The sequence below is a fragment of the Pseudomonas sp. B35(2017) genome (assembly GCF_002113645.1).
Lineage (GTDB): Bacteria > Pseudomonadota > Gammaproteobacteria > Pseudomonadales > Pseudomonadaceae > Aquipseudomonas > Aquipseudomonas ekonensis.
The window spans coordinates 492,672-516,788 of sequence record NZ_NEIZ01000001.1 but is presented as its reverse complement, the minus strand read 5'-3'; the positions used below and the strand labels follow the sequence as shown (position 1 = coordinate 516,788).

Annotated in this window: 22 protein-coding genes; 15 read left to right on the top strand and 7 right to left on the bottom strand. The window is 66.2% G+C overall.

Translation table 11 applies throughout. The annotated features are described in order from the left end of the window. Positions 1-29: 29 nt before the first annotated feature. Both CAG41_RS02390 and CAG41_RS02385 read left to right on the top strand, forming a co-directional pair. The gene (locus CAG41_RS02390) at positions 30-1,028 is read left to right on the top strand and encodes a hydrolase (protein ID WP_085580888.1); all 999 of its coding nucleotides are present in this window, start codon (positions 30-32) and stop codon (positions 1,026-1,028) included. A gap of 4 nt (positions 1,029-1,032) precedes the next feature. Then, positions 1,033-1,869, top strand: a complete 837-nt coding sequence (locus CAG41_RS02385) for an AraC family transcriptional regulator (RefSeq protein WP_085630062.1) — start codon at positions 1,033-1,035, stop codon at positions 1,867-1,869. A 178-nt stretch (positions 1,870-2,047) separates the two neighbouring features. Here the strand turns inward: CAG41_RS02385 and CAG41_RS02380 are convergent, their stop codons facing one another. Together CAG41_RS02380 and CAG41_RS02375 are read right to left on the bottom strand one after the other, a co-directional pair. Beyond that, positions 2,048-2,902: a sulfurtransferase gene (locus CAG41_RS02380; RefSeq protein ID WP_085580892.1), complete on the bottom strand. Its 855-nt coding sequence runs from the start codon at positions 2,900-2,902 to the stop codon at positions 2,048-2,050. Positions 2,903-2,932: 30 nt separating this feature from the next. Next, positions 2,933-3,604, bottom strand: a complete 672-nt coding sequence (locus tag CAG41_RS02375; RefSeq protein WP_085580894.1) for a TetR/AcrR family transcriptional regulator — start codon at positions 3,602-3,604, stop codon at positions 2,933-2,935. A gap of 146 nt (positions 3,605-3,750) precedes the next feature. On the opposite strand from CAG41_RS02375, the gene CAG41_RS02370 reads away from it, so the two are divergent. The 5 genes from CAG41_RS02370 (at position 3,751) to CAG41_RS02350 (ending at position 8,358) form a co-directional block, all read left to right on the top strand. After that, the gene (locus tag CAG41_RS02370) at positions 3,751-5,181 is read left to right on the top strand and encodes a coniferyl aldehyde dehydrogenase (RefSeq protein WP_085637028.1); all 1,431 of its coding nucleotides are present in this window, start codon (positions 3,751-3,753) and stop codon (positions 5,179-5,181) included. A gap of 28 nt (positions 5,182-5,209) precedes the next feature. Further along, entirely contained in the window at positions 5,210-5,755 is a 546-nt protein-coding gene (locus CAG41_RS02365; RefSeq protein WP_085580898.1) for a twin-arginine translocation pathway signal protein, read from the top strand. Positions 5,756-5,813: 58 nt separating this feature from the next. Further along, positions 5,814-7,409, top strand: a complete 1,596-nt coding sequence (locus tag CAG41_RS02360) for a GMC family oxidoreductase (RefSeq protein WP_085630068.1) — start codon at positions 5,814-5,816, stop codon at positions 7,407-7,409. A gap of 115 nt (positions 7,410-7,524) precedes the next feature. Beyond that, positions 7,525-8,004, top strand: a complete 480-nt coding sequence (gene coaD / locus CAG41_RS02355; RefSeq protein ID WP_085580902.1) for a pantetheine-phosphate adenylyltransferase — start codon at positions 7,525-7,527, stop codon at positions 8,002-8,004. A 102-nt stretch (positions 8,005-8,106) separates the two neighbouring features. Then, positions 8,107-8,358: a YfhL family 4Fe-4S dicluster ferredoxin gene (locus tag CAG41_RS02350; protein WP_009683359.1), complete on the top strand. Its 252-nt coding sequence runs from the start codon at positions 8,107-8,109 to the stop codon at positions 8,356-8,358. 106 nt (positions 8,359-8,464) lie between these two features. On the opposite strand, the gene CAG41_RS02345 is transcribed toward CAG41_RS02350, so the two are convergent. From CAG41_RS02345 to CAG41_RS02335, 3 genes are all read right to left on the bottom strand, one after another. Then, positions 8,465-8,788 carry a multidrug transporter gene (locus CAG41_RS02345; protein WP_085637034.1) on the bottom strand — a complete coding sequence of 108 codons (324 nt, stop codon included), beginning with the start codon at positions 8,786-8,788 and terminating at the stop codon, positions 8,465-8,467. Between the two features lie 70 nt (positions 8,789-8,858). Beyond that, complete coding sequence (mutM, locus tag CAG41_RS02340; protein ID WP_085706674.1) at positions 8,859-9,671, bottom strand: bifunctional DNA-formamidopyrimidine glycosylase/DNA-(apurinic or apyrimidinic site) lyase; 813 nt, start codon at positions 9,669-9,671, stop codon at positions 8,859-8,861. Positions 9,672-9,683: 12 nt separating this feature from the next. Continuing rightward, entirely contained in the window at positions 9,684-10,496 is an 813-nt protein-coding gene (locus CAG41_RS02335; RefSeq protein WP_170929954.1) for an HDOD domain-containing protein, read from the bottom strand. Positions 10,497-10,778: 282 nt separating this feature from the next. Between CAG41_RS02335 and CAG41_RS02330 the strand changes: the two genes are divergently transcribed. The 5 genes from CAG41_RS02330 (at position 10,779) to ilvD (ending at position 17,802) form a co-directional block, all read left to right on the top strand. Then, entirely contained in the window at positions 10,779-11,975 is a 1,197-nt protein-coding gene (locus CAG41_RS02330; protein WP_085580910.1) for a class I SAM-dependent rRNA methyltransferase, read from the top strand. Positions 11,976-12,431: 456 nt separating this feature from the next. Then, positions 12,432-13,505, top strand: coding sequence for a SagB family peptide dehydrogenase (locus CAG41_RS02325; RefSeq protein ID WP_085655853.1), 1,074 nt, complete (start codon positions 12,432-12,434; stop codon positions 13,503-13,505). Beyond that, positions 13,502-14,479, top strand: coding sequence for a diiron oxygenase (locus CAG41_RS02320; RefSeq protein ID WP_085706673.1), 978 nt, complete (start codon positions 13,502-13,504; stop codon positions 14,477-14,479). The genes CAG41_RS02325 and CAG41_RS02320 overlap by 4 nt, the downstream gene beginning before the upstream one ends. Continuing rightward, on the top strand, positions 14,472-15,704 hold the full coding sequence (locus CAG41_RS02315) for an MFS transporter (protein ID WP_085706672.1): 1,233 nt from the start codon (positions 14,472-14,474) through the stop codon (positions 15,702-15,704). Before CAG41_RS02320 ends, CAG41_RS02315 begins: the two co-directional genes overlap by 8 nt. A gap of 256 nt (positions 15,705-15,960) precedes the next feature. Further along, a complete protein-coding gene (ilvD, locus tag CAG41_RS02310; protein WP_085580918.1) occupies positions 15,961-17,802 on the top strand; it encodes a dihydroxy-acid dehydratase in 1,842 nt (613 codons plus the stop codon). Between the two features lie 222 nt (positions 17,803-18,024). Here ilvD and CAG41_RS02305 read toward each other — a convergent pair whose 3' ends face one another. After that, on the bottom strand, positions 18,025-19,080 hold the full coding sequence (locus CAG41_RS02305) for a phosphorylcholine phosphatase (protein WP_085580920.1): 1,056 nt from the start codon (positions 19,078-19,080) through the stop codon (positions 18,025-18,027). 239 nt (positions 19,081-19,319) lie between these two features. Here CAG41_RS02305 and CAG41_RS02300 point away from each other — a divergent pair, with 239 nt between their 5' ends. Then, positions 19,320-20,711 carry an L-cystine transporter gene (locus CAG41_RS02300; protein ID WP_085655856.1) on the top strand — a complete coding sequence of 464 codons (1,392 nt, stop codon included), beginning with the start codon at positions 19,320-19,322 and terminating at the stop codon, positions 20,709-20,711. A 40-nt stretch (positions 20,712-20,751) separates the two neighbouring features. On the opposite strand, the gene CAG41_RS02295 is transcribed toward CAG41_RS02300, so the two are convergent. Continuing rightward, positions 20,752-21,264: a dihydrofolate reductase gene (locus tag CAG41_RS02295; protein WP_085706671.1), complete on the bottom strand. Its 513-nt coding sequence runs from the start codon at positions 21,262-21,264 to the stop codon at positions 20,752-20,754. Between the two features lie 85 nt (positions 21,265-21,349). Between CAG41_RS02295 and CAG41_RS02290 the strand changes: the two genes are divergently transcribed. Together CAG41_RS02290 and CAG41_RS02285 are read left to right on the top strand one after the other, a co-directional pair. Then, positions 21,350-22,729 (top strand): DUF2868 domain-containing protein, encoded by a 1,380-nt coding sequence (locus CAG41_RS02290; RefSeq protein ID WP_085706670.1) that lies wholly within the window; start codon positions 21,350-21,352, stop codon positions 22,727-22,729. Beyond that, positions 22,722-24,098, top strand: a complete 1,377-nt coding sequence (locus CAG41_RS02285; protein WP_085706669.1) for a GTPase/DUF3482 domain-containing protein — start codon at positions 22,722-22,724, stop codon at positions 24,096-24,098. Before CAG41_RS02290 ends, CAG41_RS02285 begins: the two co-directional genes overlap by 8 nt. Positions 24,099-24,117 lie beyond the last annotated feature (19 nt).

Sequence of the window (24,117 nt, the reverse complement as noted above, 5' to 3'; positions counted from 1 at the left end):
TTTGCCCCAACGCCGCATCGAGAATCGTCGTGTCCGCCTCACCTGAACCGTTCACCCCCGCCTTCGGCCTCGGCAATCCGCACCTGCAGACACTGTGGGGGCCGCTGTGGCGCAAGACCGTGCACCTTGACCGCCAGCGCGAACGGCTGTGGCTCGACGACGGCGACTTCCTCGACCTCGACTGGCACGGCCCCCACAGCGCCGAGGCGCCGCTGGTGCTGGTGCTGCACGGGCTGACCGGCTCGTCCAACTCGCCGTACGTCGCCGGGATCCAGGCGGCCCTCGCCGCGCAGGGCTGGGCCAGCGTCGCGCTGAACTGGCGGGGCTGCTCGGGCGAGCCGAACCTGTTGGCGCGCAGCTACCATTCCGGCGCCAGCGAAGACCTGGCCGAAGCCATCCGCCACCTGAAGGCCAAGCGGCCCTTGGCGCCTCTGTATGCGGTCGGCTACTCCCTGGGCGGCAACGTCCTGCTCAAGCACCTGGGGGAGACCGGCAGCGCCAGCGGCGTGCTCGGTGCGGTGGCGGTGTCGGTGCCGTTTCGCCTCGACCAGTGCGCCGACCGCATCGGCCAAGGCTTCTCCAAGGTCTACCAGGCGCACTTCATGCGCGAGATGGTCGCCTACATCAAGAACAAGCAGCGCCGGTTCCAGCACGACGGCCGCGAAGACGGCCTGGCGACGCTGGCGGCCTTAGGCTCGCTGGAGAACATGCGCACCTTCTGGGACTTCGACGGCCGGGTGACCGCGCCGCTGAACGGTTTTGCCGACGCCGAGGACTACTACCGCCGCGCCTCCAGCCGTTACTTCCTCGGCGAGATCCGCACCCCGACCCTGATCATCCAGGCGGCGGACGACCCCTTCGTGTTCCCCCACAGTCTGCCGCAGGCCGCCGAGCTGTCCGCCTCGACCCGTTTCGAACTGCAGGCCCGGGGCGGCCATGTCGGTTTCGTCGACGGCACGCTGCGCCAGCCCGGCTATTACCTGGAACGGCGCATCCCGCAGTGGCTGACCGCGGCCGGGCGCGGTTGACGGCATGAGCGGCCCGGGCGAATCGATCCGTTTCTGGCAGACCGAGCCGCTGGCCGGGATCGAGCTGCTGTCGGCGCGCTACATCGACCAGCGCTTCGCGCCCCATGTCCACGACGGCTACGTGATCGGCATGATCATGGCCGGCGCCCAGCGCTACCGCTACCGCGGCGCCGAACACCTGGCGGGCAGCGGCACCCTGGTGCTGATCAACCCGGACGAGCTGCACACCGGCCACAAGGGCACCGACGACGGCTGGCTGTACCGGGCGTTCTATCCCGACACCGGCAAGATCCTGTCACTGCTGGAAGAGCTCGAACTGCCGACCGCGCCGCTGCCGGCCTTCGGGGCGACGCTGTACCGCGACCCGGACCTGGTCGCCGGTTTCTGCCAGTTGCATCGCCTGCTGGAAAGCCCGGCCACTGCGCTGCAGCAGCAAACGGCATGGCGCGAGCTGATGCTGCAGCTCTTGCAACGACATGCGGCAGTGCCGGTCGCAGGCAATCCGGGCAAGGAACATCGGGCGGTGGTCCGCGCCAAGGAGCTGCTGCACGCGCAACTGGCGGCGCCGCCTTCACTGGAGGAGTTGGCGGCGGCGGTGAACCTGTCGCCCTTCCACTTCGCCCGGGTGTTCCGCCGCGCCACCGGCATGCCGCCCCACACCTGGCTGATGCAGCAACGGATCGCCCGCGCCCGGGGCTTGCTGCAAGGCGGCTGCTTGCCGGTGGAGGTCGCCGCGCAACTGGGCTTTGCCGACCAGAGCCATCTGAGCCGGCAGTTCAAGCAGGTCTATGGCGTGGGGCCGGCGGCGTACCGCAGCGCACGGCATTCGCTGGCGCGCTGAAACGCACCTTGCCGCCTCGCCTTGAGCGGTATGTCAGTCAGTGCAGTGCTGCCTGACCGGACGCCATCGCCAGCAGGCTGGCTCCCACAGGGTCTGCGGCGAACAAGGAGTTGCATTCAACCGCAATCCTCTGTTGGAGCCAGCCTGCTGGCGATGGCGCCAGTCAAGGCGCCGCCGGTCACTCGCCGGTGGCGATGCCCCGGGCCGGGTCGTTGATCCATTCGCTCCAGGAACCGGCATACAGCTCGGCCAACGGATAGCCGGCCAGGCACAAGGCGAACAGGTTATGGCACGCCGTCACCCCGGAGCCGCAGTAGGCCACCAGTTCGCCCGGTGAGCGGTCGCCGAGCAGCGCCGCGAAGCGCTGCTTGAGCCGGTCGGCCGGCAGGAACCTGCCGTCGCTGCCCAGATTGTCGGTGAACGCCGCGCATTGCGCGCCGGGGATGTGGCCGGCGACCGGATCGATCGGCTCCACCTCGCCCTTGAAGCGCGGCAGGGCCCGGGCGTCGAGCAGGGTCAGGCCGCTCTGGCCCAGGCGCTGCTGCAGTTGCGCGGCGCTTAGCAGCAAGCGCAGGTCCGGCTGGCCGCTGAAGCTGCCGCGGAACGTCGACGGCGGATCCAGGCTCAGCGGCAACCCGGCGGCGTGCCAGGCCTTGAGCCCGCCGTCGAGGATGAACACGCCGTCGCGCTTGCCCAGCCACGCCAGCAGCCACCAGGCCCGCGCCGCGTAGGCGCCGGGGCCGTCGTCGTAGAGCACGATGTCGCTGCCGGCATCGATGCCGAACGCTTGCAGGCGCTCCACCAGCGCCGCCGGCTCCGGCAGCGGATGGCGACCGGTCACGCCCTTGACCACCGGGCCGCTGAGGTCGCGCTCAAGGTCGGCGAAATGCGCCCCGGCGATGTGCCCCTCGGCGTAGCTGCGCTGGCCGTAGTCCGGATCCTCCAGGGCAAAGCGGCAATCGAGGATCACCAGTCCCGGCTGATCCTTGCGGGCATCCAGCGCTTGAGGGCTGATCAGTTGCGCAATCGGCATAGCGGACGACTCCTTGTTCAAAAGAAGGGGTTACGGCGTTTCTTCGAGGGCCTGGGCCAGCGGCACGTAGAACTCGTCGAACAGGGCGTTGACCTCGTCGCGCGCCTGCTCGGTGACGAACCCAGCCTCCAGCACCAGCACCTGGTACACGCCGCGTTTGACGGCCTGTTCGCTCAGGTGCTTGGCGTTCTCGCGGGTGGTGCACAGGAACCGCACCCAAGAGGTGAGGATGATCCAGGCATTGAGGGTCAGGGATTCGATCTGCACCCGGTCCATCTTCAGGATCCCGGCGGCGACGAACCCCTCGTAGATGGCCGTGCCCTGGATCACGCAGCGCTGGGAAAAGCGCCGGTAGCGCGCCGCCAGGTCGGGATCGCTGTCGAGCAAGTGTTCCAGGTCGCGGTGCAGGAACCGGTAGCGCCACATCGCCGACAGCAGCTCCTTGAGGTAGTAGCGCTTGTCCTCGACCGTGGCCGGGCGCCCCTGGGGCGGGCGCAGGAAGCTGTCCACCAGGGTTTCGTACTCACTGAACAGCACGGCGATGATCGCCTGCTTGTTGGGGAAGTGGTAGTACAGGTTGCCCGGAGAGATCTCCATGTGGGCGGCGATGTGGTTGGTGCTGATGCTGCGCTCGCCCTGCTGATTGAACAGCTCGAGGCTGTTCTGCACGATGCGCTCGCTGGTTTTGATCCGTGGGGCCATGGCTTGAGCTTTAATTCAGAGTGCGTTGAGGGGCATCTTACGACCTATCCGGAACGGGATAAAACCTTGCCGCGCCAGGAAGTGAATTGACTTTCTAGAGCATAGACTCTAAAAAGTTCCTCACGACAACAAAACCGGAGCCGACAATGACTGCCGATATCGCCTACCTGCAATCGCTGCAACAGCCGCTGGAAGAGCTCAACCGGCTGTTCGACGCGCAACGGGCCGCCTACGCCGCCAACCCGATGCCACCCGCCGCCCAGCGCCAGCAATGGCTCAAGGCCCTGCGCGACCTGCTCAGCGATGAACGGCAGGCGTTGGTCGACGCGATCAGCTCCGACTTCAGCCACCGCAGCGCCGACGAAACCCTGATCGCCGAGCTGATGCCCAGCCTGCACGGCATCCACTACGCCAGCCGTCACCTCAAGGGCTGGATGAAACCGTCGCGGCGCAAGGTCGGCCTCGCCTTCCAGCCGGCCTCGGCCAAGGTCGTGTACCAGCCGCTGGGCGTGGTCGGCGTGATCGTGCCGTGGAACTACCCGCTGTTCCTGGCCATCGGCCCGCTGACCGGCGCGCTCGCGGCGGGCAACCGGGTGATGCTCAAGCTCAGCGAATCGACCCCGGCCACCGGCCTGCTGCTCAAGGCCCTGCTGGCGCGGATCTTCCCCGAAGACCTGGTGTGCGTGGTGCTCGGCGAGTCGGACGTCGGCGTCGCGTTCTCGAAACTGCGTTTCGACCACCTACTGTTCACCGGCGCCACCAGCATCGGCAAGCACGTGATGCGCGCGGCGGCGGAAAACCTCACGCCGGTGACCCTGGAGCTGGGCGGCAAGTCCCCGGCCATCGTGTCCCGTGACGTGCCGCTCAAGGACGCCGCCGAACGCATCGCCTTCGGCAAGATGATCAACGCCGGCCAGACCTGCGTCGCTCCGGACTACGTGCTGGTGCCGGAAGACCGGGTCGGCGCCTTCGTCGAAGCCTACCGCCAGGTCGCGCACCGGTTCTACCCGACCCTGGCCGACAACCCGGACTACACCGCGATCATCAACGAGCGCCAGTTGGCTCGGCTCAACGGCTACCTCAGCGACGCCACCGGCAAGGGCGCGCTGCTGATTCCGCTGTTCGAGCAGGGCCAGGGCCGGCGCATGCCCCACAGCCTGCTGCTGAACGTCAGCGACGACATGACCGTGATGCAGGACGAGATCTTCGGCCCGCTGCTGCCGATCGTGCCGTACCGGGATGTGGAACAGGCATTCTCCTACATCAACCGGCGACCCCGTCCTCTGGCCCTTTACTACTTCGGCTACGACAAGCGCGAACAGGAACGCGTGCTGCACGAGACCCACTCCGGCGGCGTCTGCCTCAACGACACGCTGCTGCACGTGGCCCAGGACGACATGCCGTTCGGCGGCATCGGCCCGTCCGGCATGGGCCACTACCATGGGCACGAGGGGTTCCTGACGTTCAGCAAGGCCAAGGGCGTGCTGGTCAAGCAGCGCTTCAACGCCGCGAAGCTGATCTACCCGCCCTACGGCACAGCGATCCAGAAACTGATCCAGAAACTGTTCATTCGCTGACCACCGTCACCGCCGGGTAATAACAACAATGCACCCAAGCCTGACCGAAACACCTGCGCTGTCGCGCCGCGGCCTGCTGAAGTTCAGCCTCGGCGCCACGGCGTTCCTCGCCACCGCCGGCCTGGGCGCCAGCCTCAGCGGCTGTTCGTCCAGCGTGCCGGCCAGCGGCTATGCCGCGCTGCGCAGCAACGACCTGCCGTTCCTGCGCGCCCTGATCCCGGTGATGCTCGACGGCGCCGTGGCCGCCGACAAAATGGCCGCCGCCGTCGAGGACACCCTCCAGTCGCTCGACCACGGCCTCGACCATCTCTCGCCGGAAATGCTCAAGCTCAGCCGGCAACTGTTCGACGTGCTGGGCATGGTCGTGACCCGGGGCCCGCTGACCGGGATCTGGGGCAGTTGGGAAAACGCCGAACCGGAGGCCGTCCGGCACTTCCTCGAACGCTGGCGGAACAGCTCGCTGAGCCTGCTGCGCATGGGCCACAGCTCCTTGCTGCAGATGGTGATGATGGCCTGGTACAAGCGCGCCGAGTCCTGGGCCCATTGCGGCTATCCCGGCCCGCCCTCTGTCTGAACCGCGTCGCCGCCGCCGAACCCTGCCGTCCGGCAGTCAACAATAAGAGAGCCTGAACATGCCCGTACCCGACCCGTTCCGCGAAGGCCTCGCCCGCGGCTGGAAGACCCACAACGGCGCGCAGCTGACCGACGACCTGACACTGGAAGCCGACGTGGCGATCATCGGCAGCGGTGCCGGCGGCGGCACCACCGCGGAGATCCTCAGCGCCGCCGGCCTCAAGGTACTGCTGATCGAAGAGGGGCCGCTCAAGACCAGCAGCGACTTCAAACTGCTGGAGGACCAGGCCTACAGCAGCCTCTACCAGGAAGGCATCGGCCGCCTGAGCAAGGACGGCGCGATCACCATCCTTCAGGGCCGGGCGGTGGGCGGCACCACGCTGGTCAACTGGACGTCGAGCTTCCGCACCCCGGAGCCGACCCTGGAGCACTGGGCCAAGGAGCACAACGTCAAGGGCCACAGCCCCGCCGAGATGGCGCCGTGGTTCGAGAAAATGGAGCAGCGCCTCGGCATCGCCCCGTGGCTGGTTCCGCCCAACGCCAACAATGACGTGATCCGCAAGGGCTGCGAGGCGCTCGGCTACAGCTGGCACGTGATCCCGCGCAACGTGCGCGGCTGCTGGAACCTGGGCTACTGCGGCATGGGCTGCCCGACCAACGCCAAGCAGTCGATGATGGTCACGACCATTCCCGCGTCCCTGGAAAAGGGGGCAGAACTGCTGTACCTGGCCCGGGCGGAAAAACTGCTGATGAGCGGCGACAAGGTCACCGGCCTGCAATGCGTGGCGATGGACGAACGCTGCGTGGCGCCGACCGGGCGCACGGTCACGGTCAAGGCGCGGCACTACGTGCTGGCCGGCGGCGGCATCAACAGCCCGGCGCTGCTGATGCGCTCGCAGGCGCCGGATCCGCACGGGCGCCTGGGCCAGCGCACGTTCCTGCACCTGGTGAACATGTCCGCCGGGCGCTTCGACGAGGTGATCAACCCGTTCTACGGCGCGCCGCAGTCGATCTACTCCGACCATTTCCAGTGGAAGGACGGCACCACCGGCCCCATGGGCTACAAGCTCGAAGTGCCGCCGCTGCACCCGGCGCTGGCCGCGACCCTGCTCGGCGGCTTCGGCCGGGACAACGCGCAGCACATGGCCGACCTGCCGAAGACCCACGCGATGCTCGCCCTGCTCCGCGACGGCTTCCACCCGGACAGCCCCGGCGGCACGGTCGAGCTGCGCGGCGACGGCTCGCCGGTGCTCGACTACCCGGTTTCGCCCCACACCTGGGAAGGCCTGCGCCGGGCGTTCCACAGCATGGCCGAGATCCAGTTCGCCGGCGGCGCCAAGGCCGTGATGCCGATGCACGCCGATGCGCGCTACGTGGACAGCCTGGCCGAGGCCCGCGCAATGATCGACGGCCTGGACCTTGCGCTGTACCGCACGCGCCTGGGCAGCGCCCATGTCATGGGCGGCTGCGCGATGGGCGAAGACCCGAAGACCGCCGTCGCCGACAGCCTCGGCCGGCATCACCAGCTGGGCAACCTGTCGATCCACGACGGTTCGCTGTTCCCCACCAGCATCGGCGCCAACCCGCAGTTGTCGGTGTACGGCCTGACCGCGCAACTGGCGACGGCCCTAGCCGAACGGCTGAAGAACCCATGAAAGGGCGCCGTTTCCCCGACGTCTATAGTGCTTTCTTACCCAACAGGCGACTTGGCCGACCGGGACGGCTGCGATACCATCCGACTCCCCAACGGATTCCCGCCAGGACGACGCGATGAACCGAGTGTTGTACCCAGGAACCTTCGACCCTATCACCAAGGGCCATGGCGACCTGGTCGAACGCGCCTCGCGCCTGTTCGACCATGTGGTCATCGCCGTGGCCGCCAGCCCGAAGAAAAACCCGCTGTTCCCGCTGGAGCAACGGGTCGAGCTGGCCCGCGAGGTCACCAAGCACCTGCCGAACGTGGAAGTGGTCGGTTTCTCGACGCTGCTGGCGCACTTCGCCAAAGAGCAGAACGCCAACGTATTCCTGCGCGGCCTGCGGGCGGTCTCGGACTTCGAGTACGAATTCCAGCTGGCCAACATGAACCGCCAACTGGCCCCGGACGTGGAAAGCCTGTTCCTCACCCCGTCCGAGCGCTATTCGTTCATTTCCTCGACCCTGGTGCGCGAGATCGCGGCCCTGGGCGGCGACATCAGCAAGTTCGTCCACCCGGCCGTGGCCGAGGCCCTGACCCTGCGCTTCAAGAAGTGACGACCGTTCAAACGGCGCCTGCGTGCACTGCAGGCGCCAATGCGGCACAATTGCGCGCACTGATAGATAGCGCCCGGGCCTGCCGCCCCGGCTGGAGTTAGCATGTCCCTGATCATCACCGACGATTGCATCAACTGCGACGTCTGCGAACCCGAGTGCCCGAACGAGGCCATTTCCCAAGGCGAAGAGATCTACGTGATCGACCCGAACCTGTGCACCCAGTGCGTGGGCCACTACGACGAGCCGCAGTGCCAGCAGGTCTGCCCGGTGGACTGCATCCCGCTGGACGAAGCCCATCCGGAAACCGAAGAGCAACTGATGGCCAAGTACCGCCGGATCACCGGCAAGGCCTGATCCGGGCCCTATCGGCCTCATCGTCAGCAGGCTGGCTCCCACTGGGCGCAGATCCCATGTGAGAGCCAGCCTGCTGGCGATAGCGTCACCGACCACCCGGAACAGTTCACTCACGCTGTTCGAACCCCTCCCCCGTGCACCCCAGGCACCGCGCGAACGCCGCTTTCGCCGGCGCCACCACCAGCGCCTCTCCGGCATCGCCGATCCCGCCGCCCAAGGCCGTGAACGGCAACGACACGACAAACACCCCCGCCCCGATCACCGTCGCCACCGTCAGCAACGGCCGGGCGATCAGCAGGTCGCCGATCATGGCGTAGGCCGGCGGGTTCTGGAGGGCGTAGCGCGGATCGCCGCTGCCACCCTCCGTCGCCCGGGCGGGCAGGCTGGCACACAGCGACAGTGCGATGAGCAGGGCAGGAAGGGATTTCATGGCACGATCCTTCGGGCTGAACAGTGAGACACCTCACTATAGACCGTAGGAGCTTTTCAGCCGTTTTGCCTCAGGTCTGGCAGCGCGGGCACCAGACGCTTGCGCGCTGGCCGAGCTTGATTTCCCGCAGCCCGGTGCCGCACACCTTGCAGTGCTCGCCGCCGCGGCCGTAGACGAACAGCTCCTGCTGGAAATACCCCGGCTGGCCATCGCCGCCGATGAAGTCGCGCAGCGTGGTGCCGCCGCGCTCGATGGCGGCGGCGAGGATGCGTTTGATCTCGATGGCCAGCTTCAGGTAGCGCGCCCGGGAAATGCCCCCGGCTTCGCGGCGCGGATCGATGCCGGCGGCGAACAGCGCTTCGGTCGCGTAAATGTTGCCCACGCCCACCACCACCGCGTTGTCCATGATGAACGGCTTGACCGCCATCGACCGCCCCCGCGACAGCTGGAACAGCCGCTCGCCGTCGAACAGGTCGGTCAACGGCTCAGGCCCCAGGCGGATCAGCAGCTCGTGGTGCAGCGGATCGGTGCTCCAGAGCATGGCGCCGAACCGGCGCGGATCGGTGTAGCGCAGGGCCAGGCCCGATTCGAGTTCGATGTCGACATGCTCATGCCGGCCCGCCGGCAACCCCGCCTCCACCAGCCGCAGGTTGCCCGACATGCCCAGATGGCTGATCAGCGTGCCGACCTCGGCGTTGATCAGCAGGTACTTGGCCCGCCGGTCGACCTGCACGATGCGTTGGCCGGACAGCCGCACATCGAGGTCTTGGGGGATCGGCCAGCGCAGACGGCGCTCGCGCACGATCACCCGGCTGACCCGCTGGCCCTCCAGGTGCGGGGCGATGCCCCGGCGGGTGGTCTCGACTTCCGGCAATTCAGGCATGTCGTTCTCGAATCAATGGGCGCCGAGTTCGCGGATCGTCTGCTTGAGGGTCTCGAAGTCATACTCGGACAGGCCGACGTAGTCGAGCACCAAAGGACCTACGCAGTTCCACTCATGGTCTTCGGCCTGGTTGCCCAGCACCCGGTAGGAGGCGCAGATGTGCTCGGCCATCTTGAGGATCGCCAGCAGGTTCTTCATCTGGTTGTTGCGCGAAGACTCGTCGCTGAAGATCGCCAGCGCGTTGTGGTGGTTGGCGATGGCGTTGCTGACGTGCTCCGGCAGGCGCCAGGACTTGGCGGTGTAGTAGCCGACCACCGAATGGTTGGTGTTGTACACGCGGTTTTCGGTGTCCACCACCCGGCATTCGGCGCTGGCGCTGGCGTAGGCCTCTTCGAGCGTCGACATGTAGTCGGGGAAGCGCTGCAGCATCAGCGGCACGCCGCAGTCATGGAACAGGCCCAGCGCATAGGCCTCGTCGCACGCTTCGGTGCCGACGCGCTTGGCCAGGGTCAGGCAGGTCATCGCCACGTCCTGGGCCGTGTCCCAGAAACGGTTGAGGGTGACGATGGTGTCGTCGTTCATCTCGCCCTTGATCGACTGCGCGTTGATCAGGTTGATGATCGAACGGCTGCCCAACAGGTTCACCGCGCGCTTGATCGAGGTGATCTTGTTGCTCAGGCCGTAGTACGGCGAATTGACGATCTTCAGCAGCGAGCCGGACATGCCGGGATCTTGGGAGATCAGCTTGGCGATCGTCTCCAGGTCCGGGTCGGGCATGTACTGCTCCATTTGCAGATCCACCATGATCTGCGGTTGCGCGGGCACGCTGATGCCCTGCAGGGACTGTTGAATCTGTTCGGTGGTCAGCTCTTGGGACATAAGTACACACTCTGGGACAGGCGGCGATTCTAACCCCTAAAAACCGACGAACGACACATCGCAGGGCAGATCGGCCAAATCTTTCATTGAAGACCACCCCGTCGATTGCGCCTGGCGGCGTACGCAAAATGTGTGGCCGGTTCGCCTGCGGCGGGTGATTCATCGCTCCTGCGGCCCGCGCCGCGCGCAACACGGTATACTCCCGCTCTTTTTTTCCGGAGCGACGTCATGTCCCTGCCTAGCTTGCGCCTCAAAGCCAACGCCGACCGTCGCCTGCGCGCCGGCCACCTGTGGGTCTACAGCAACGAAATCGACGTGGCCGCCACCCCGCTGCACGGCTTCAAGGCCGGCGACCAGGCCCTGCTCGAAGCCGCCGGCGGCAAGGCGCTGGGCATCGTGGCGATGAGCCCGAACAACCTGATCTGCGCCCGCCTGCTGTCCCGGGACGCCAAGCTGGCGCTGGACAAGTCGCTGCTGGTGCACCGCCTGAACGTGGCCCTGTCCCTGCGCGAGCGCCTGTTCGACAAGCCGTTCTACCGCCTGGTCTACGGCGACTCCGACCTGCTGCCGGGCCTGGTGGTCGACCGTTTCGGCGACATCCTCGTGGTGCAGCTCGCCTCGGCCACCATGGAAGCCCACAAGGCCGACGTGATCGCCGCGCTGACCCAGGTGCTCAAGCCGAGCGGCATCCTGTTCAAGAACGACTCGGCCGCCCGCGATGCCGAGGGCCTGGAGCGCTACGTCGAAACCGTGTTCGGCGTGGTGCCGGAGTGGGTGCCGCTGGAAGAGAACGGCGTGAAGTTCGAAGCCCCGGTCATCGGCGGCCAGAAGACCGGCTGGTTCTACGACCACCGCATGAACCGCGCGCGCCTGGCGCCGTACGTCAAAGGCAAGCGCGTGCTGGACCTGTACAGCTACATCGGCGGCTGGGGCGTGCAGGCCGGCGCGTTCGGCGCCAGCGAAGTGTTCTGCGTCGACGCCTCGGGCTTCGCCCTCGACGGCGTGGAGCGCAACGCCGCGCTGAACGGCTTCGCCGACAAGATGACCTGCATCGAAGGCGACGTCTTCGAAGCCCTGAAGGAACTCAAGGCCAGCGAAGAGCGTTTCGACGTCATCGTCGCCGACCCGCCGGCGTTCATCAAACGCAAGAAAGACCTGAAGAACGGCGAAGGCGCCTACCGCCGCCTGAACGAGCAGGCCATGCGCCTGCTGACCAAGGACGGCATCCTCGTCAGCGCGTCGTGCTCGATGCACCTGCCGGAAGACGACCTGCAGAACATCCTGCTGACCAGCGCCCGCCACCTGGACCGCAACATCCAACTGCTGGAGCGCGGCGCCCAGGGCCCGGACCATCCGGTGCACCCGGCCATCCCGGAAACCCGCTACATCAAGAGCATCACCTGCCGCCTGCTGCCCAACAGCTGATACGCGGCCGGACAGCAAAACGGGGAGCCCATGGGCTCCCCGTTTTGCTTTTGGCCTGCGTCCCGCCCTGCCTCATCGAACTTCCCACATGTTCCTTCCTACATGTTCTTTCCTACAGACGTGCAGGATATTTCATTAAAAGAAACACCCAACAAGAAACAACTTACAAGTCCAAACTCGACCGGTAAGCGCTCCGACAAAATTACTGGAACATTCCTACTGAATATCCGCTTGCCAACAATCCATTACAAACTATGATTGAGCTGTCACCACGAGGTGACTTCAATTACCAATGAACAAGGAGTTCATCAAATGAAAGCAATCACTCTGGAAACCAACAAAATCGCAAACCTGGCTTTTCTGGTCGCCCCTAAAGCCCGCTAAGTAAATGAAGACGCCGGAGCGTGCCGGCACTCCGGCGTCTTCAAAGGCTCACAGCACAGAGTGAATCGCCTCATGCACATCAACCCTCATGTTTTCATATTGCCGAAGCCGCCCGCACAAATTGTCTGGAACTATAAAGACCACACGCAACACGAACTCGATATCCGTTATTCGACTCGCCTCGCGCAACTTATAGAAAACCCGAACAACTTCGACGACAGCAACATCATAGACACACAACTTCTGGCAGCCGGAATATTAACTGCTTCAAAAACCGACACACCGGAATGGGGATGGGACGAACTTTCCAGGATCTACCACATCGGCACCCAAAACATCCCTTTCGAACACCCCCCACAGAACATTCAAGAATGGTCCAGGCAATACCTGGAACATTGCACCGACGTGCTGGCCACGCCAGCGCCCGGCGACACCCGGACACCGCCGGACACCCTGGCGCACGTCACCCTGCCCGAACCGTCCCGGTTGGCCGGCGCCGATCTGCACACCACGCTGCTTGACCGGAAGACCTGCCGCTCCTTCACCCAGGCCCCCGTGGCGCTCACCGACCTGAGCACCCTGCTGTACCTGACGCTCGGCCATCTGCGCGAACGCATCTGCGACGACAGCGCCGCCCCGGGCATGACGGCACGGCGCAGCAGCCCGTCCGGCGGCGGGCTCAACGCCTGCGAAGGCCTCTTGTTGGTTCAGAACGTCAGCGGCCTGGCGCAAGGCGTCTATGCCTACCATCCGGCGCAGCACACCTTGAGCCTGACGAACCCGCTGCCCGACTCGGCACTGGGCAACCTGCTGTGCGGCCAGCACTTCATCAACGATCTGCCGCTGGGCCTGTTCATCACCGCCCGGTTCGACCGGCTCTGGTGGAAATACCCCCACTCACGGGCTTACCGGATGGCATTCGTCGAGGCCGGCCATCTGTCCCAGACCTTTCAACTGGTGGCCACGGCATTGGGCCTCAACACCTGGCTGACCGGTGCGTTCGCCGACGGCCCGGTCGAAACCCTGCTCAACCTCGAAGGCAGCCCTGAACAGCCCTTGTTCTTCGTCGGCTGCGGCAACAGCGATGGCCAGGCCATGTGCCGGGAACTGAGGGACCTGCTGGACCCACGGGCGGTGAATCCATGACCCGACTGCTCGATGTCCCGGCCGAACCGCCGGTGTCCTGGGCGCTGCGCTTCACGCTGGGAGAATGGGACACCCGCGCCTCGGTGCGGGTCAGCCGCCATGACTACCCGTTGCCAGCGGACCTTGCGCGGCAACTGGAGTCCCGCCACTGGTTTCCCCCAGGCTTCCTGCCGTACCTGGCCCATCCGGCCATCGAAGCAGCCGGGCGCGAGGTCATCCACCGCCTGACCGCCAACCACCTGGTGCACTTTCTCGACTACACCACCCTGCTCGAACACCGCATCGTCAACCGAGCGGTGGAAACCATCGTCCATGGCGAGATCCCCGCCTACGTGCCCCCGCGCATGAAGACCGCCGCGCTCCAGCTCTACACGGACGAGGGGTATCACGCGCTGTTCTCCAACCGCTTGGCCGAACAGATCGCCGCGCACTATGGCTTCACCCAGCGTCCGGCCATGCCCCGGCGGATCACCCGGCTCAACGCCCTGATCGAACGCACACCGCAGCACAGCCGGCCGCTGGCGTGGTTCCTGCTCGGCTTCGTCTCGGAGACCCTCATCGCCCGCGAGCTGCTCGACGTCTGCCGTGACAGCCTGGTGTCCTGCGTCGACGACATGCTGCGCGACCATCTGGGCGACGAGGCCCGTCACAGCCGCTACTTCGCCGAGGTGTTCCATTACCTCTGGCTGACCATGAACACCCGCAAAAGGACGTTCACGGCAAGAACGCTGCTGGAGGTCATCGGGATCTTCTTCGAGGTCGACGAGGCCTGGCTGCTCCAGAGCCTGCGCAGCGCCGGGATCGAGGAAGAAACCGCCACGGACATCGTCGCCGAGTCGGCCACCGCCCAGGCCAACCGGCGCCGCGCCCGCGCAGGCGCCGTCGCCACCCTCGCGGCGCTGACAAAGGCCGGATTCTTCGCGTTGCCCCAAAACCGCAGACTCTTCGCCAAGGCAGGACTGATCGATGAATGAAGGAACTCCGGCGGCGACCGCCCGCCAACGTCGCTGGGCCGTGGGCCTGTTGCTGGCGATGGTGCTGCTCGGCGTGTTTCCGCTGGATGTCCTGCTGCCGTCGTTTCCGGCCCTGGCCGAGCATTTCCGGCGCACGCCCACGGACATCGCGCTGTCGATCAGCGTGTTCGCCGTGGGCATCGCCTTTTCCCAGTTGCTGATCGGCCCGCTGTCGGACGTGATCGGGCGCAAGTGCCTGCTGCTGGCCGGCATCGCGGTCTCGATCCTCGGCGCCGTCGGTTGCCTGCTGTCCCGCGACTACGCGCTGTTCCTGGCGTTCCGGGTGGTGCAGGCGGCGGGCTGCGGTTGCTTCGTGCTGTCCCAGGCCCTGGTGCAGGACCTGTTCGACGGGGAGGAACGTGACCGGTTGCGGATCCTGATGGTCACCGCAGGTGGTCTTTTCATCTCGGTGTCACCGTTGGCCGGCACCCTGCTGCAATCCGCCTTCGGCTGGCGCGCCAGCTTCTGGGCATTCGCGGCGCTGGCCTCGGTGGTGCTGCTCAAGGCGGGGCTGTTCCTGCCAGGGGGCCGTCCGACGGCCGCAGGTGCCCCGGCGCACTTCCTGCTGACCTACCGCCGGGTGCTGGGCGATTTCGACTTCGTCGGTTACTGGCTGATATCGGCCTTCGCCTTCGCCTGCCACTTCTCGTTCATCGTGATTTCGCCGCTGATCTTCATGGACCGCCTGCAACTGTCCGCCTATGAGTTCTCCCTTGTCCTGCTGGTCTACGGCGCCGCCTATGTGCTGGGGGGCATCGTCGCCACCGTGCTGAGCCGACGGATCACGCCCGCCCGGCAGATCACCGCAGGGCTGGGCCTGATCCTGCTGGCCGGCCTGGCCCTGCTGTGCCTGCCTTCGGGCTTTGCGCTGACCCCGGCGACGGTGCTGGTGCCGATGCTGATCTGCACCGCCGGCACCACCATCGTCCGGCCAGCGGCCACCTCTCGGGCCATGGATCTTTATCCCGAGCACGCGGGCACCTCGGCCTCGGCCGGCAGCACCCTGGTCTTCATCTGCGGCGGGGCGATCAGCGCCTTGATCAGCCTGAGCCCGGCCGACCTGCAACCCACCCTCGGCGGCTGCTTCCTGATCCTCGGCGGCGTGGCGCTGGGGCTGAACGCCCGCATCAACCGCCGGGCCGAAGGCCTTCGTCACGGCGCCGTCGCGCAGCCGGGCCGCGACTGAAACCGCCGGCCGTCATCCCGCAGGCGCCCTCGGCGGCCGAACAGCGTTTTGCGCCATTCCCTCCAGACGCCAGCGGTGTAGAATCGCGGGATTCATCGCCATTCATCCCCGGCGGGTTTATGAGCTCAGGCTGAGGCAAGCGGCGATCCCGCAAAGTCATCGGCAGCATCAGGACACACGGCCATTTTCGGGTGTTCCGGACGTCAACAGAAGCTCACTCCCCTTTAGTACCTGATTAGCCGCCCGGAGTGCTCCAATGCCTGATTACCGTTCAAAGACTTCCACCCACGGCCGCAACATGGCCGGCGCCCGCGCACTGTGGCGCGCCACCGGGATGAAGGATGACGACTTCAAGAAGCCGATCATCGCCGTCGCCAACTCCTTCACCCAGTTCGTGCCGGGCCACGTCCACCTCAAGGACCTGGGCCAACTGGTCGCCCGCGAAATCGAACGGGCCGGTGGCGTCGCCAAGGAATTCAACACCATTGCCGTGGACGACGGCATCGCCATGGGCCACGACGGCATGCTCTATTCGCTGCCGAGCCGCGAGATCATCGCCGACTCCGTCGAATACATGGTCAACGCCCACTGCGCCGACGCCATCGTCTGCATCTCCAACTGCGACAAGATCACCCCAGGCATGCTGATGGCCGCCCTGCGCCTGAACATCCCGGTGATCTTCGTCTCCGGCGGCCCGATGGAAGCCGGCAAGACCAAACTGGCCAGCCACGGCCTCGACCTCGTCGACGCCATGGTGATCGCCGCCGACTCCAGCGCCTCTGACGAGAAGGTCGCCGAGTACGAGCGCAGCGCCTGCCCGACCTGCGGCTCGTGCTCCGGCATGTTCACCGCCAACTCGATGAACTGCCTGACCGAGGCCCTGGGCCTGGCGTTGCCGGGCAACGGTTCGACCCTGGCCACCCACAGCGACCGCGAACAGCTGTTCCTCGAGGCCGGCCGCACCATCGTCGAGCTGTGCAAGCGCTACTACGGCGAGAACGACGAGTCGGTGCTGCCGCGCAACATCGCCAACTTCAAGGCGTTCGAGAACGCCATGATGCTCGACATCGCCATGGGCGGTTCGACCAACACCATCCTGCACCTGCTGGCCGCCGCCCAGGAAGCCGAGATCGCCTTCGACCTGCGCGACATCGATCGCCTGTCGCGCAAGGTGCCGCAGCTGTGCAAGGTCGCGCCGAACATCCAGAAGTACCACATGGAAGACGTGCACCGCGCCGGCGGCATCTTCAGCATCCTCGGTTCGCTGGCCCGCGGCGGCCTGCTGCACACGGACCTGCCGACCGTGCACAGCCGCAGCATGGAAGAAGCCATCGCCAAGTGGGACATCACCCAGACGAACGACGAGGCCGTGCACCATTTCTTCAAGGCAGGCCCTGCCGGCATTCCGACCCAGACCGCGTTCAGCCAGTCCACCCGCTGGCCGTCCCTGGACGACGACCGCGAGAACGGCTGCATCCGCAGCGTCGAGCACGCCTACTCCAAAGAAGGCGGCCTGGCCGTGCTGTACGGCAACATCGCGCTGGACGGCTGCGTGGTGAAGACCGCCGGCGTCGACGAGTCGATCCTGGTCTTCGAAGGCAATGCGAAGATCTTCGAAAGCCAGGACAGCGCCGTGCGCGGCATCCTCGCCGACGAAGTGAAGGAAGGCGACATCGTCATCATCCGCTACGAAGGCCCGAAAGGCGGCCCGGGCATGCAGGAAATGCTCTACCCGACCTCCTACCTGAAGTCCAAGGGCCTGGGCAAAGCCTGCGCCCTGCTCACCGACGGCCGCTTCTCCGGCGGCACCTCGGGCCTGTCCATCGGCCACGCTTCGCCGGAAGCGGCGGCGGGCGGCGCCATCGGCCTGGTGCAGGACGGCGACAAGGTGCTGATCGACATCCCGAACCGTTCGATCAACCTGTTGATCAGCGATGAAGAACTGGCCGCGCGCCGGGTCGAGCAGGACAAGAAAGGCTGGAAGCCGGCCGAACAGCGTCCGCGCAAGGTGACCACCGCCCTGAAGGCCTACGCCCTGCTCGCCACCAGCGCCGACAAGGGTGCGGTGCGCAACAAGGCGATGCTCGACGGGCTGTAATGCTTAACCGTCGCGCATAAAAATGCCCCGCCATGTGCGGGGCATTTTTTTGCCTGGGCTGACGCCATCGCCAGCAGGCTGGCTCCCACATTGGATGGCGGTGGCCGCAGATTCCGCATTCAGCCGGGATCCCTGTGGGAGCCAGCCTGCTGGCGATGGCGCCCGTCGAGGCGCCACAGGCTCAAGACCGTAGCGCCCCCAGGAACCGCCCAGGACCGCGGCTTACTGGATCTCTTCCGGCTTGACGATCACCCAGTTCTTGTCCGCCGTCACCGGCAAGCCTTCCTTGGCCTGGGCCGCGGCGTGCTTGGCCATCATGCCGTTGAGCTGGCTCATGTACTTGTCCTTGCGGTTGACCCATAGGTGGATGCCGCCCTTGGCCACGTCGACATCGTGGAACAGCATGTAGCCGTCGCTGGTCGGGGTGTCGCCACCCACCAGCACCGGCTTCTTCCACTCGTCGATGTAGGTCAGGATCGCCGCGTGCTTGCCGGCCATCCAGGTGGCCGGGGTCCACAGGTACGGGGTCAGTTCCAGGCCGAGGTTGGCCTTCTCGTCATACTTGCCGGCGGTGATCTGCTTGCGGGCGGTGGTCAGCTCGCCGGTCTTGGGGTCCTTGAGCAGCAGCGACACGCCGATGACGTTCTGCGGCTTGACGTTGTAGCCGTACTTCGGATCCGCCGCGACCATGCGCACCAGTTCCTCCGAAGCGGCGGTCATCACATAGACCTCGATGCCGTTCTCCATCAGCTTGTTGTACAGCTCTTGCTGGCCGGTGAAGAGCTTCGGCGGGTTGACGTCGAGCTTCTTGACCACGTCGCCTTCGTAATAGGTGGCCGGCACCGGCTTGCCCGAGGCCATCATTTCGTCGACGTAGCCCTTGAGTTCCTTGAGGGTGAAGCCGGAGAACACTTGCGCCACCCAGGGGTAGCAGACCATGTCGTCGACTTCGCAGAGGCGGTAGTAGTAGCTGAACAGGCTTTCCTTATGGTCGGCGGTGTCCTTGAACGGCATCAGCTTCAGGGAGGGGTCGAGCTTGTCCCGGGTGATCAGGCCCTTGTTTTCCATGAACGGCAGCAGCGACTCTTCAAGGTCGTAGCGGTAACTGGTGTTGTCCATGTCGAACACCGCGTAGTTACCCTTGTTAGCGTTGGCCGCGATCATCGCGTCCAGGGCCTTGGCCTGATCCGCGGGCCAGTGCTTCAAGTCGGTGGCGAGCGCCTGGCCAGCGAGGCCAAGGCAGAGTGCGGCAGCCAGAAATGTCGGTGCGAATTTCATCAGCGTTTCTCCCCGGTTGAAAGGAATCGACGCTAACAAATCAGTGTGACAGTTCCCGTCTGTCAGCGACCGCGTGCGTCTTTTTTGCGCCAGTTGCATCGTGGATGCGACATGCGCTTATTCCAAAAACGACGGACACCCTGCGATTTCGGTATTAATTCATTGCAAATCAAGCTGTTAGGCTTTCCGGTTCGCAGCGGCCCCGGAAGGCTGCTGGCAACGTCTTTTCGGGAGTCCTCATGAATCTGCCGCTGATCCTCAATCTGCTGGTGTTCCTCGCCCTGCTCTTCGGCTTGGCGCAAACCCGCCATAGCTCCTGGAGCCTGGCGAAAAAAGTCCTGCTCGCGCTGGCGCTCGGCGTGGGCTTCGGCGTGGCGCTGCACACCGTCTACGGTGCCGGCGACCCGGTGCTCAAAGCCTCGATCGGCTGGTTCGACCTGGTGGGCAACGGTTACGTGCAACTGCTGCAAATGATCGTGATCCCGCTGGTGTTCGCCTCGATCCTCAGCGCCGTGGCCCGTCTGCACAACGCCTCGTCGCTGGGCAAGATCAGCTTCCTGACCCTCGGCACGCTGCTGTTCACCACCGCGATCGCCGCGCTGATCGGCATCGGCCTGACCAACCTGTTCGGCCTCACCGCCGAAGGCCTGGTGGCCGGCACCCAGGAAATGGCCCGCCTGCAAACCATCCAGACCGACTACGCCGGCAAGGTCGCCGACCTCAACGTGCCGCAGCTGCTGCTGTCGTTCATCCCGCAGAACCCGTTCGCCGACCTGGCGCGGGCCAAGCCGACCTCGATCATCAGCGTGGTGATCTTCGCCGCGTTCCTGGGCATGGCTGCGCTGCAGCTGCTCAAGGATGACGCCGACAAAGGCCAGAAAGTGATCAACGCCATCGACACCCTGCAAGCCTGGGTGACGCGCCTGGTGCGCCTGGTGATGAAGCTGACCCCGTATGGCGTGCTGGCGCTGATGACCAAGGTGGTGGCCGGCTCCAACCTGCAGGACATCATCAAGCTGGGCAGCTTCGTGGTCGTGTCGTACCTGGGCCTGGGCCTGATGTTCGTCGTGCACGGCGTGCTGGTGTCGGCGGCCGGGATCAACCCGCTGCGCTTCTTCCGCAAGATCTGGCCGGTGCTGACGTTCGCCTTCACCAGCCGCTCCAGCGCGGCGACCATCCCGCTGAGCATCGAGGCGCAGACCAGCCGTCTGGGCATCCCGCAGTCGGTGGCCAGCTTCGCCGCCTCGTTCGGCGCGACCATCGGCCAGAACGGCTGCGCCGGCCTCTATCCGGCCATGCTGGCGGTAATGGTGGCGCCGACCGTGGGCATCAACCCGCTGGATCCGCTGTGGATCGCCACGCTGGTGGCCATCGTGACCCTGAGCTCGGCCGGTGTGGCGGGCGTGGGCGGCGGCGCGACGTTCGCGGCGCTGATCGTGCTGCCGGCCATGGGCTTGCCGGTGTCATTGGTGGCGTTGCTGATTTCGGTCGAGCCGCTGATCGACATGGGCCGCACGGCATTGAACGTGAGCGGTTCGATCACCGCCGGGGCGATCACCAGCCAAGTGATGCAGCAGACCGACAAGGCGCTGCTGGAGGCCGATGAGCATGCGGAGCTTGCTCAGGCTTGATTGACGTTGCGGCGAGGGAGCGTGCTCCCTCGCCGCAGATTCAGGCTTTTTCCCAGACTTCGAAGTGGTAGGCCGGCTTGTCGCCTTCAGCCGGATTCGGCACGTTCGACACCAGTTTCCACCGGTTCAGATCGAACTCCGGAAACCACGCATCCCCTTCCGGGCTCAGTGCCACGCGGGTCAGGTACAAACGATCCGCCTGCGCCAGCCCCTGCGCATACAACTGCGCACCGCCGATCAGCATCAACTCGTCGACGCCCTGCTCTTTCGCCCACGCTTCGGCACGCGCCACGGCGGCCTCCAGCGACGGATAGACTTCCGCGCCTTCCAGCTCCAGGCCGGCCTGACGGCTGACCACGATGTTCAGACGGCCCGGCAACGGACGACCCAACGAATCCCAGGTCTTGCGGCCCATGATGATTGGCTTGCCGAGCGTCGTGGCCTTGAAGTATTTGAAGTCCCCCGGCAGGTGCCAGGGCATGCTGTTGTCGATGCCGATCACACGGTTTTCGCCGAGGGCTGCGATCAGGCTGAGGGGGAGTGATTTAGTCATGCCGGCGAGGATAGCAGAGCCGCGCTTGCCCCGATAAGCGCCGCAGCGGTTATGCTCACGGCTCAATCAAGCAACGGGATGCCGCGTGACTGAACTGACTCCACTGCAAAACCTCTGGCTCACCGAAACCATGCGCCTGCGCGAAGAACACGCAGGTCCCCTGGACGATCTGGAAGCCAATCGCCTGGCCCGCGCGGCCGGCGGCGACCTGCCGGGGCGCATCCAGCGCCGGGCGCTGTGGTTGGCCGAGCGCGACGGGCTGACCGCCGCGCTCAAGCACTGGCTGCAAGGCGCACGCCTGGCGGTGCTGCTGATGGCGGCGCTGGCCTGCATCACCGGGGCGGGCATGGCGTTTTCCGCGCTGGGCAACGGCCTCGGGCCGGTCAACATTTTCTGGGCCTTGGGCACGTTGCTCGGGCTGAACCTGATTCTGCTGCTGAGCTGGGCGGTCGGCCTGGTGTTTGCCGGGGAGCACAGCGCGGCGCTGGGCCGCCTGTGGATGTGGCTCAGCGAGAAACTCGCCCGGGACGCCAAGGCCGCCCAACTGCCGCCGGCGCTGATGCTGCTCCTGCAACGGCACCGGCTCAACCGCTGGGCCATCGGCACGCTGGTCAACGGGCTCTGGCTGCTGATCATGCTCAGCGCCCTGATCATGCTGGTGCTGTTGATGGCGACCCGGCAATACGACTTCATCTGGGAAAGCACCCTGCTGGGCGCCGACTTCTTCGCGGCGCTGACCGATGCCCTGACCGCCGTCCCCCATGCCCTGGGCTGGAGCGCGCCACGGGTGGACATGATCCGCGTCGGCCTGGACGGCGACTACAACCGGGCGCTGGTGCGCCAGGCCTGGGCCATCTGGCTGGTCGGCGCGGTGCTGATCTACGGCGTGCTGCCGCGGCTGATCCTGATGCTGCTGTGCCGCTGGCGCTGGAACCGCGGACGCGCCCGCCTGCACCTGGACCTGAACCTGCCCGGCTACGCCCAACTGCGTGAACGCCTGATGCCCAGCAGCGAACGCCTAGGCATCAACGACGCGGCGCCGGAGCACCTGCACCGGGTCGAAAGCGCCGTCGGCGCAGAGGTCAGCGAAGGGGCGCTGCTGGTGGCGATCGAGCTGGACGACCAGCGCCCGTGGCCGCCGGCATTGCCCAAAGGCGTCAGCGACGCCGGCATCCTCGACAGCCGCGAATCCCGGCACCGCCTGCTTGAACAGCTGACCCGCTTCCCGCCCGCACGTCTGGCCATTGCCTGCGATCCCCGGCGTTCGCCGGACCGCGGCAGCCTGGCGCTGATCGCCGAGCTGGCGCGCAACGCCGCCGCCACCCGCGTCTGGCTGTTGCAGGCGCCTCAAGGCCAAGCGCTGGACGCCGAACGCCTCGGCGACTGGCACGTGGCGCTGCAGCAGCTGGAGCTGCCGTTCGCCGATTGCGCCCCGATGGGCTGGCTGGAGCACGGTCATGACTGAAGCCTGGAAGGCCCCGCTGAAACTGGCCGTGGTCGGCCACACCAACGTCGGCAAGACGTCGCTGCTGCGCACCCTGACCCGCGACGTCGGCTTCGGCGAAGTCTCGCACCGCCCCAGCACCACCCGGCACGTCGAGGGCGCACGGCTGTCGGTGGAGGGCGAACCGTTGCTCGACCTCTACGACACCCCGGGCCTGGAAGACGCCATCGCCCTGCTGGATTTTCTCGAACGGCTGGAACGCCCCGGCGAACGCCTCGACGGCCCGGCGCGGCTGGCGCGGTTCCTCGACGGCAGCGAGGCGCGCCAACGTTTCGAGCAAGAGGCCAAGGTGTTGCGGCAACTGCTCGCCTCCGACGCCGGGCTGTACGTGATCGATGCCCGCGAACCGGTGCTGGCCAAATACCGGGACGAGCTGGAGGTGCTGGCCGGCTGCGGCAAACCGCTGCTGCCGGTGCTGAATTTCGTCAGCAGCGCCGACCACCGCGAGCCGCAATGGCGCGAAGCGTTGGCGCGTCTTGGCCTGCATGCGCTGGTGCGCTTCGACAGCGTCGCCCCGCCGGAGGACGGCGAACGGCGGCTGTACGAAAGCCTGGCGCTGCTGCTGGAGAATGCCCGGCCGCAACTGGAGCGCCTGATCGCCGACCAGCAGGCCCAACGCCTCGCCCGCCAACAGAGTGCCGCGCGCCTGATCGCCGAGCTGTTGATCGACTGCGCCGCCTGCCGGCGCAGCGTGGCCAGCGAAGCCGCACAGGAACAGCAAGCCATCAGCGAACTGCGCCAGGCCGTGCGCCAGCGCGAACAGCGCTGCGTCGAGGCGCTGCTCAAGCTCTATGCCTTCCGCGTGCAGGATGCCGCCGCCAGCGACCTGCCGCTGCTGGACGGGCGCTGGGGCGATGACCTGTTCAACCCCGAAACCCTGAAGCAACTGGGCGTGCGGGTCGGCGGCGGCCTCGCGGCCGGTGCGGCCGCCGGGGCCGGAGTCGATCTGCTGGTGGGCGGCATCACCCTCGGCGCCGCGGCCCTGGCCGGCGCGATTGCCGGCGGCGCCCTGCAGACCGCCCGCAGCTACGGCAACCGCTTGCTGGGCAAGCTCAAAGGGCAGCGCGAGCTGACGGTCGACGACAACGTGCTGCGCCTGCTGGCGTTGCGTCAGCGCCAGTTGCTGCTGGCCCTGAACGCCCGGGGCCATGCGGCGATGGATGCCGTTCAGGTCGCCGCCTCCCAGGACGAGACCTGGCGCCAAGGCAAACTGCCCGAGGCCCTGATCAAGGCCCGCGCACATCCGCAGTGGTCGTCGCTCAATCCGCACCCCAAGCTCAATCAGGCCGAACGACAGGGGCAGATCGACTCACTGGCCGCCGATCTGTAGGAGCCAGACTGCTGGCGAT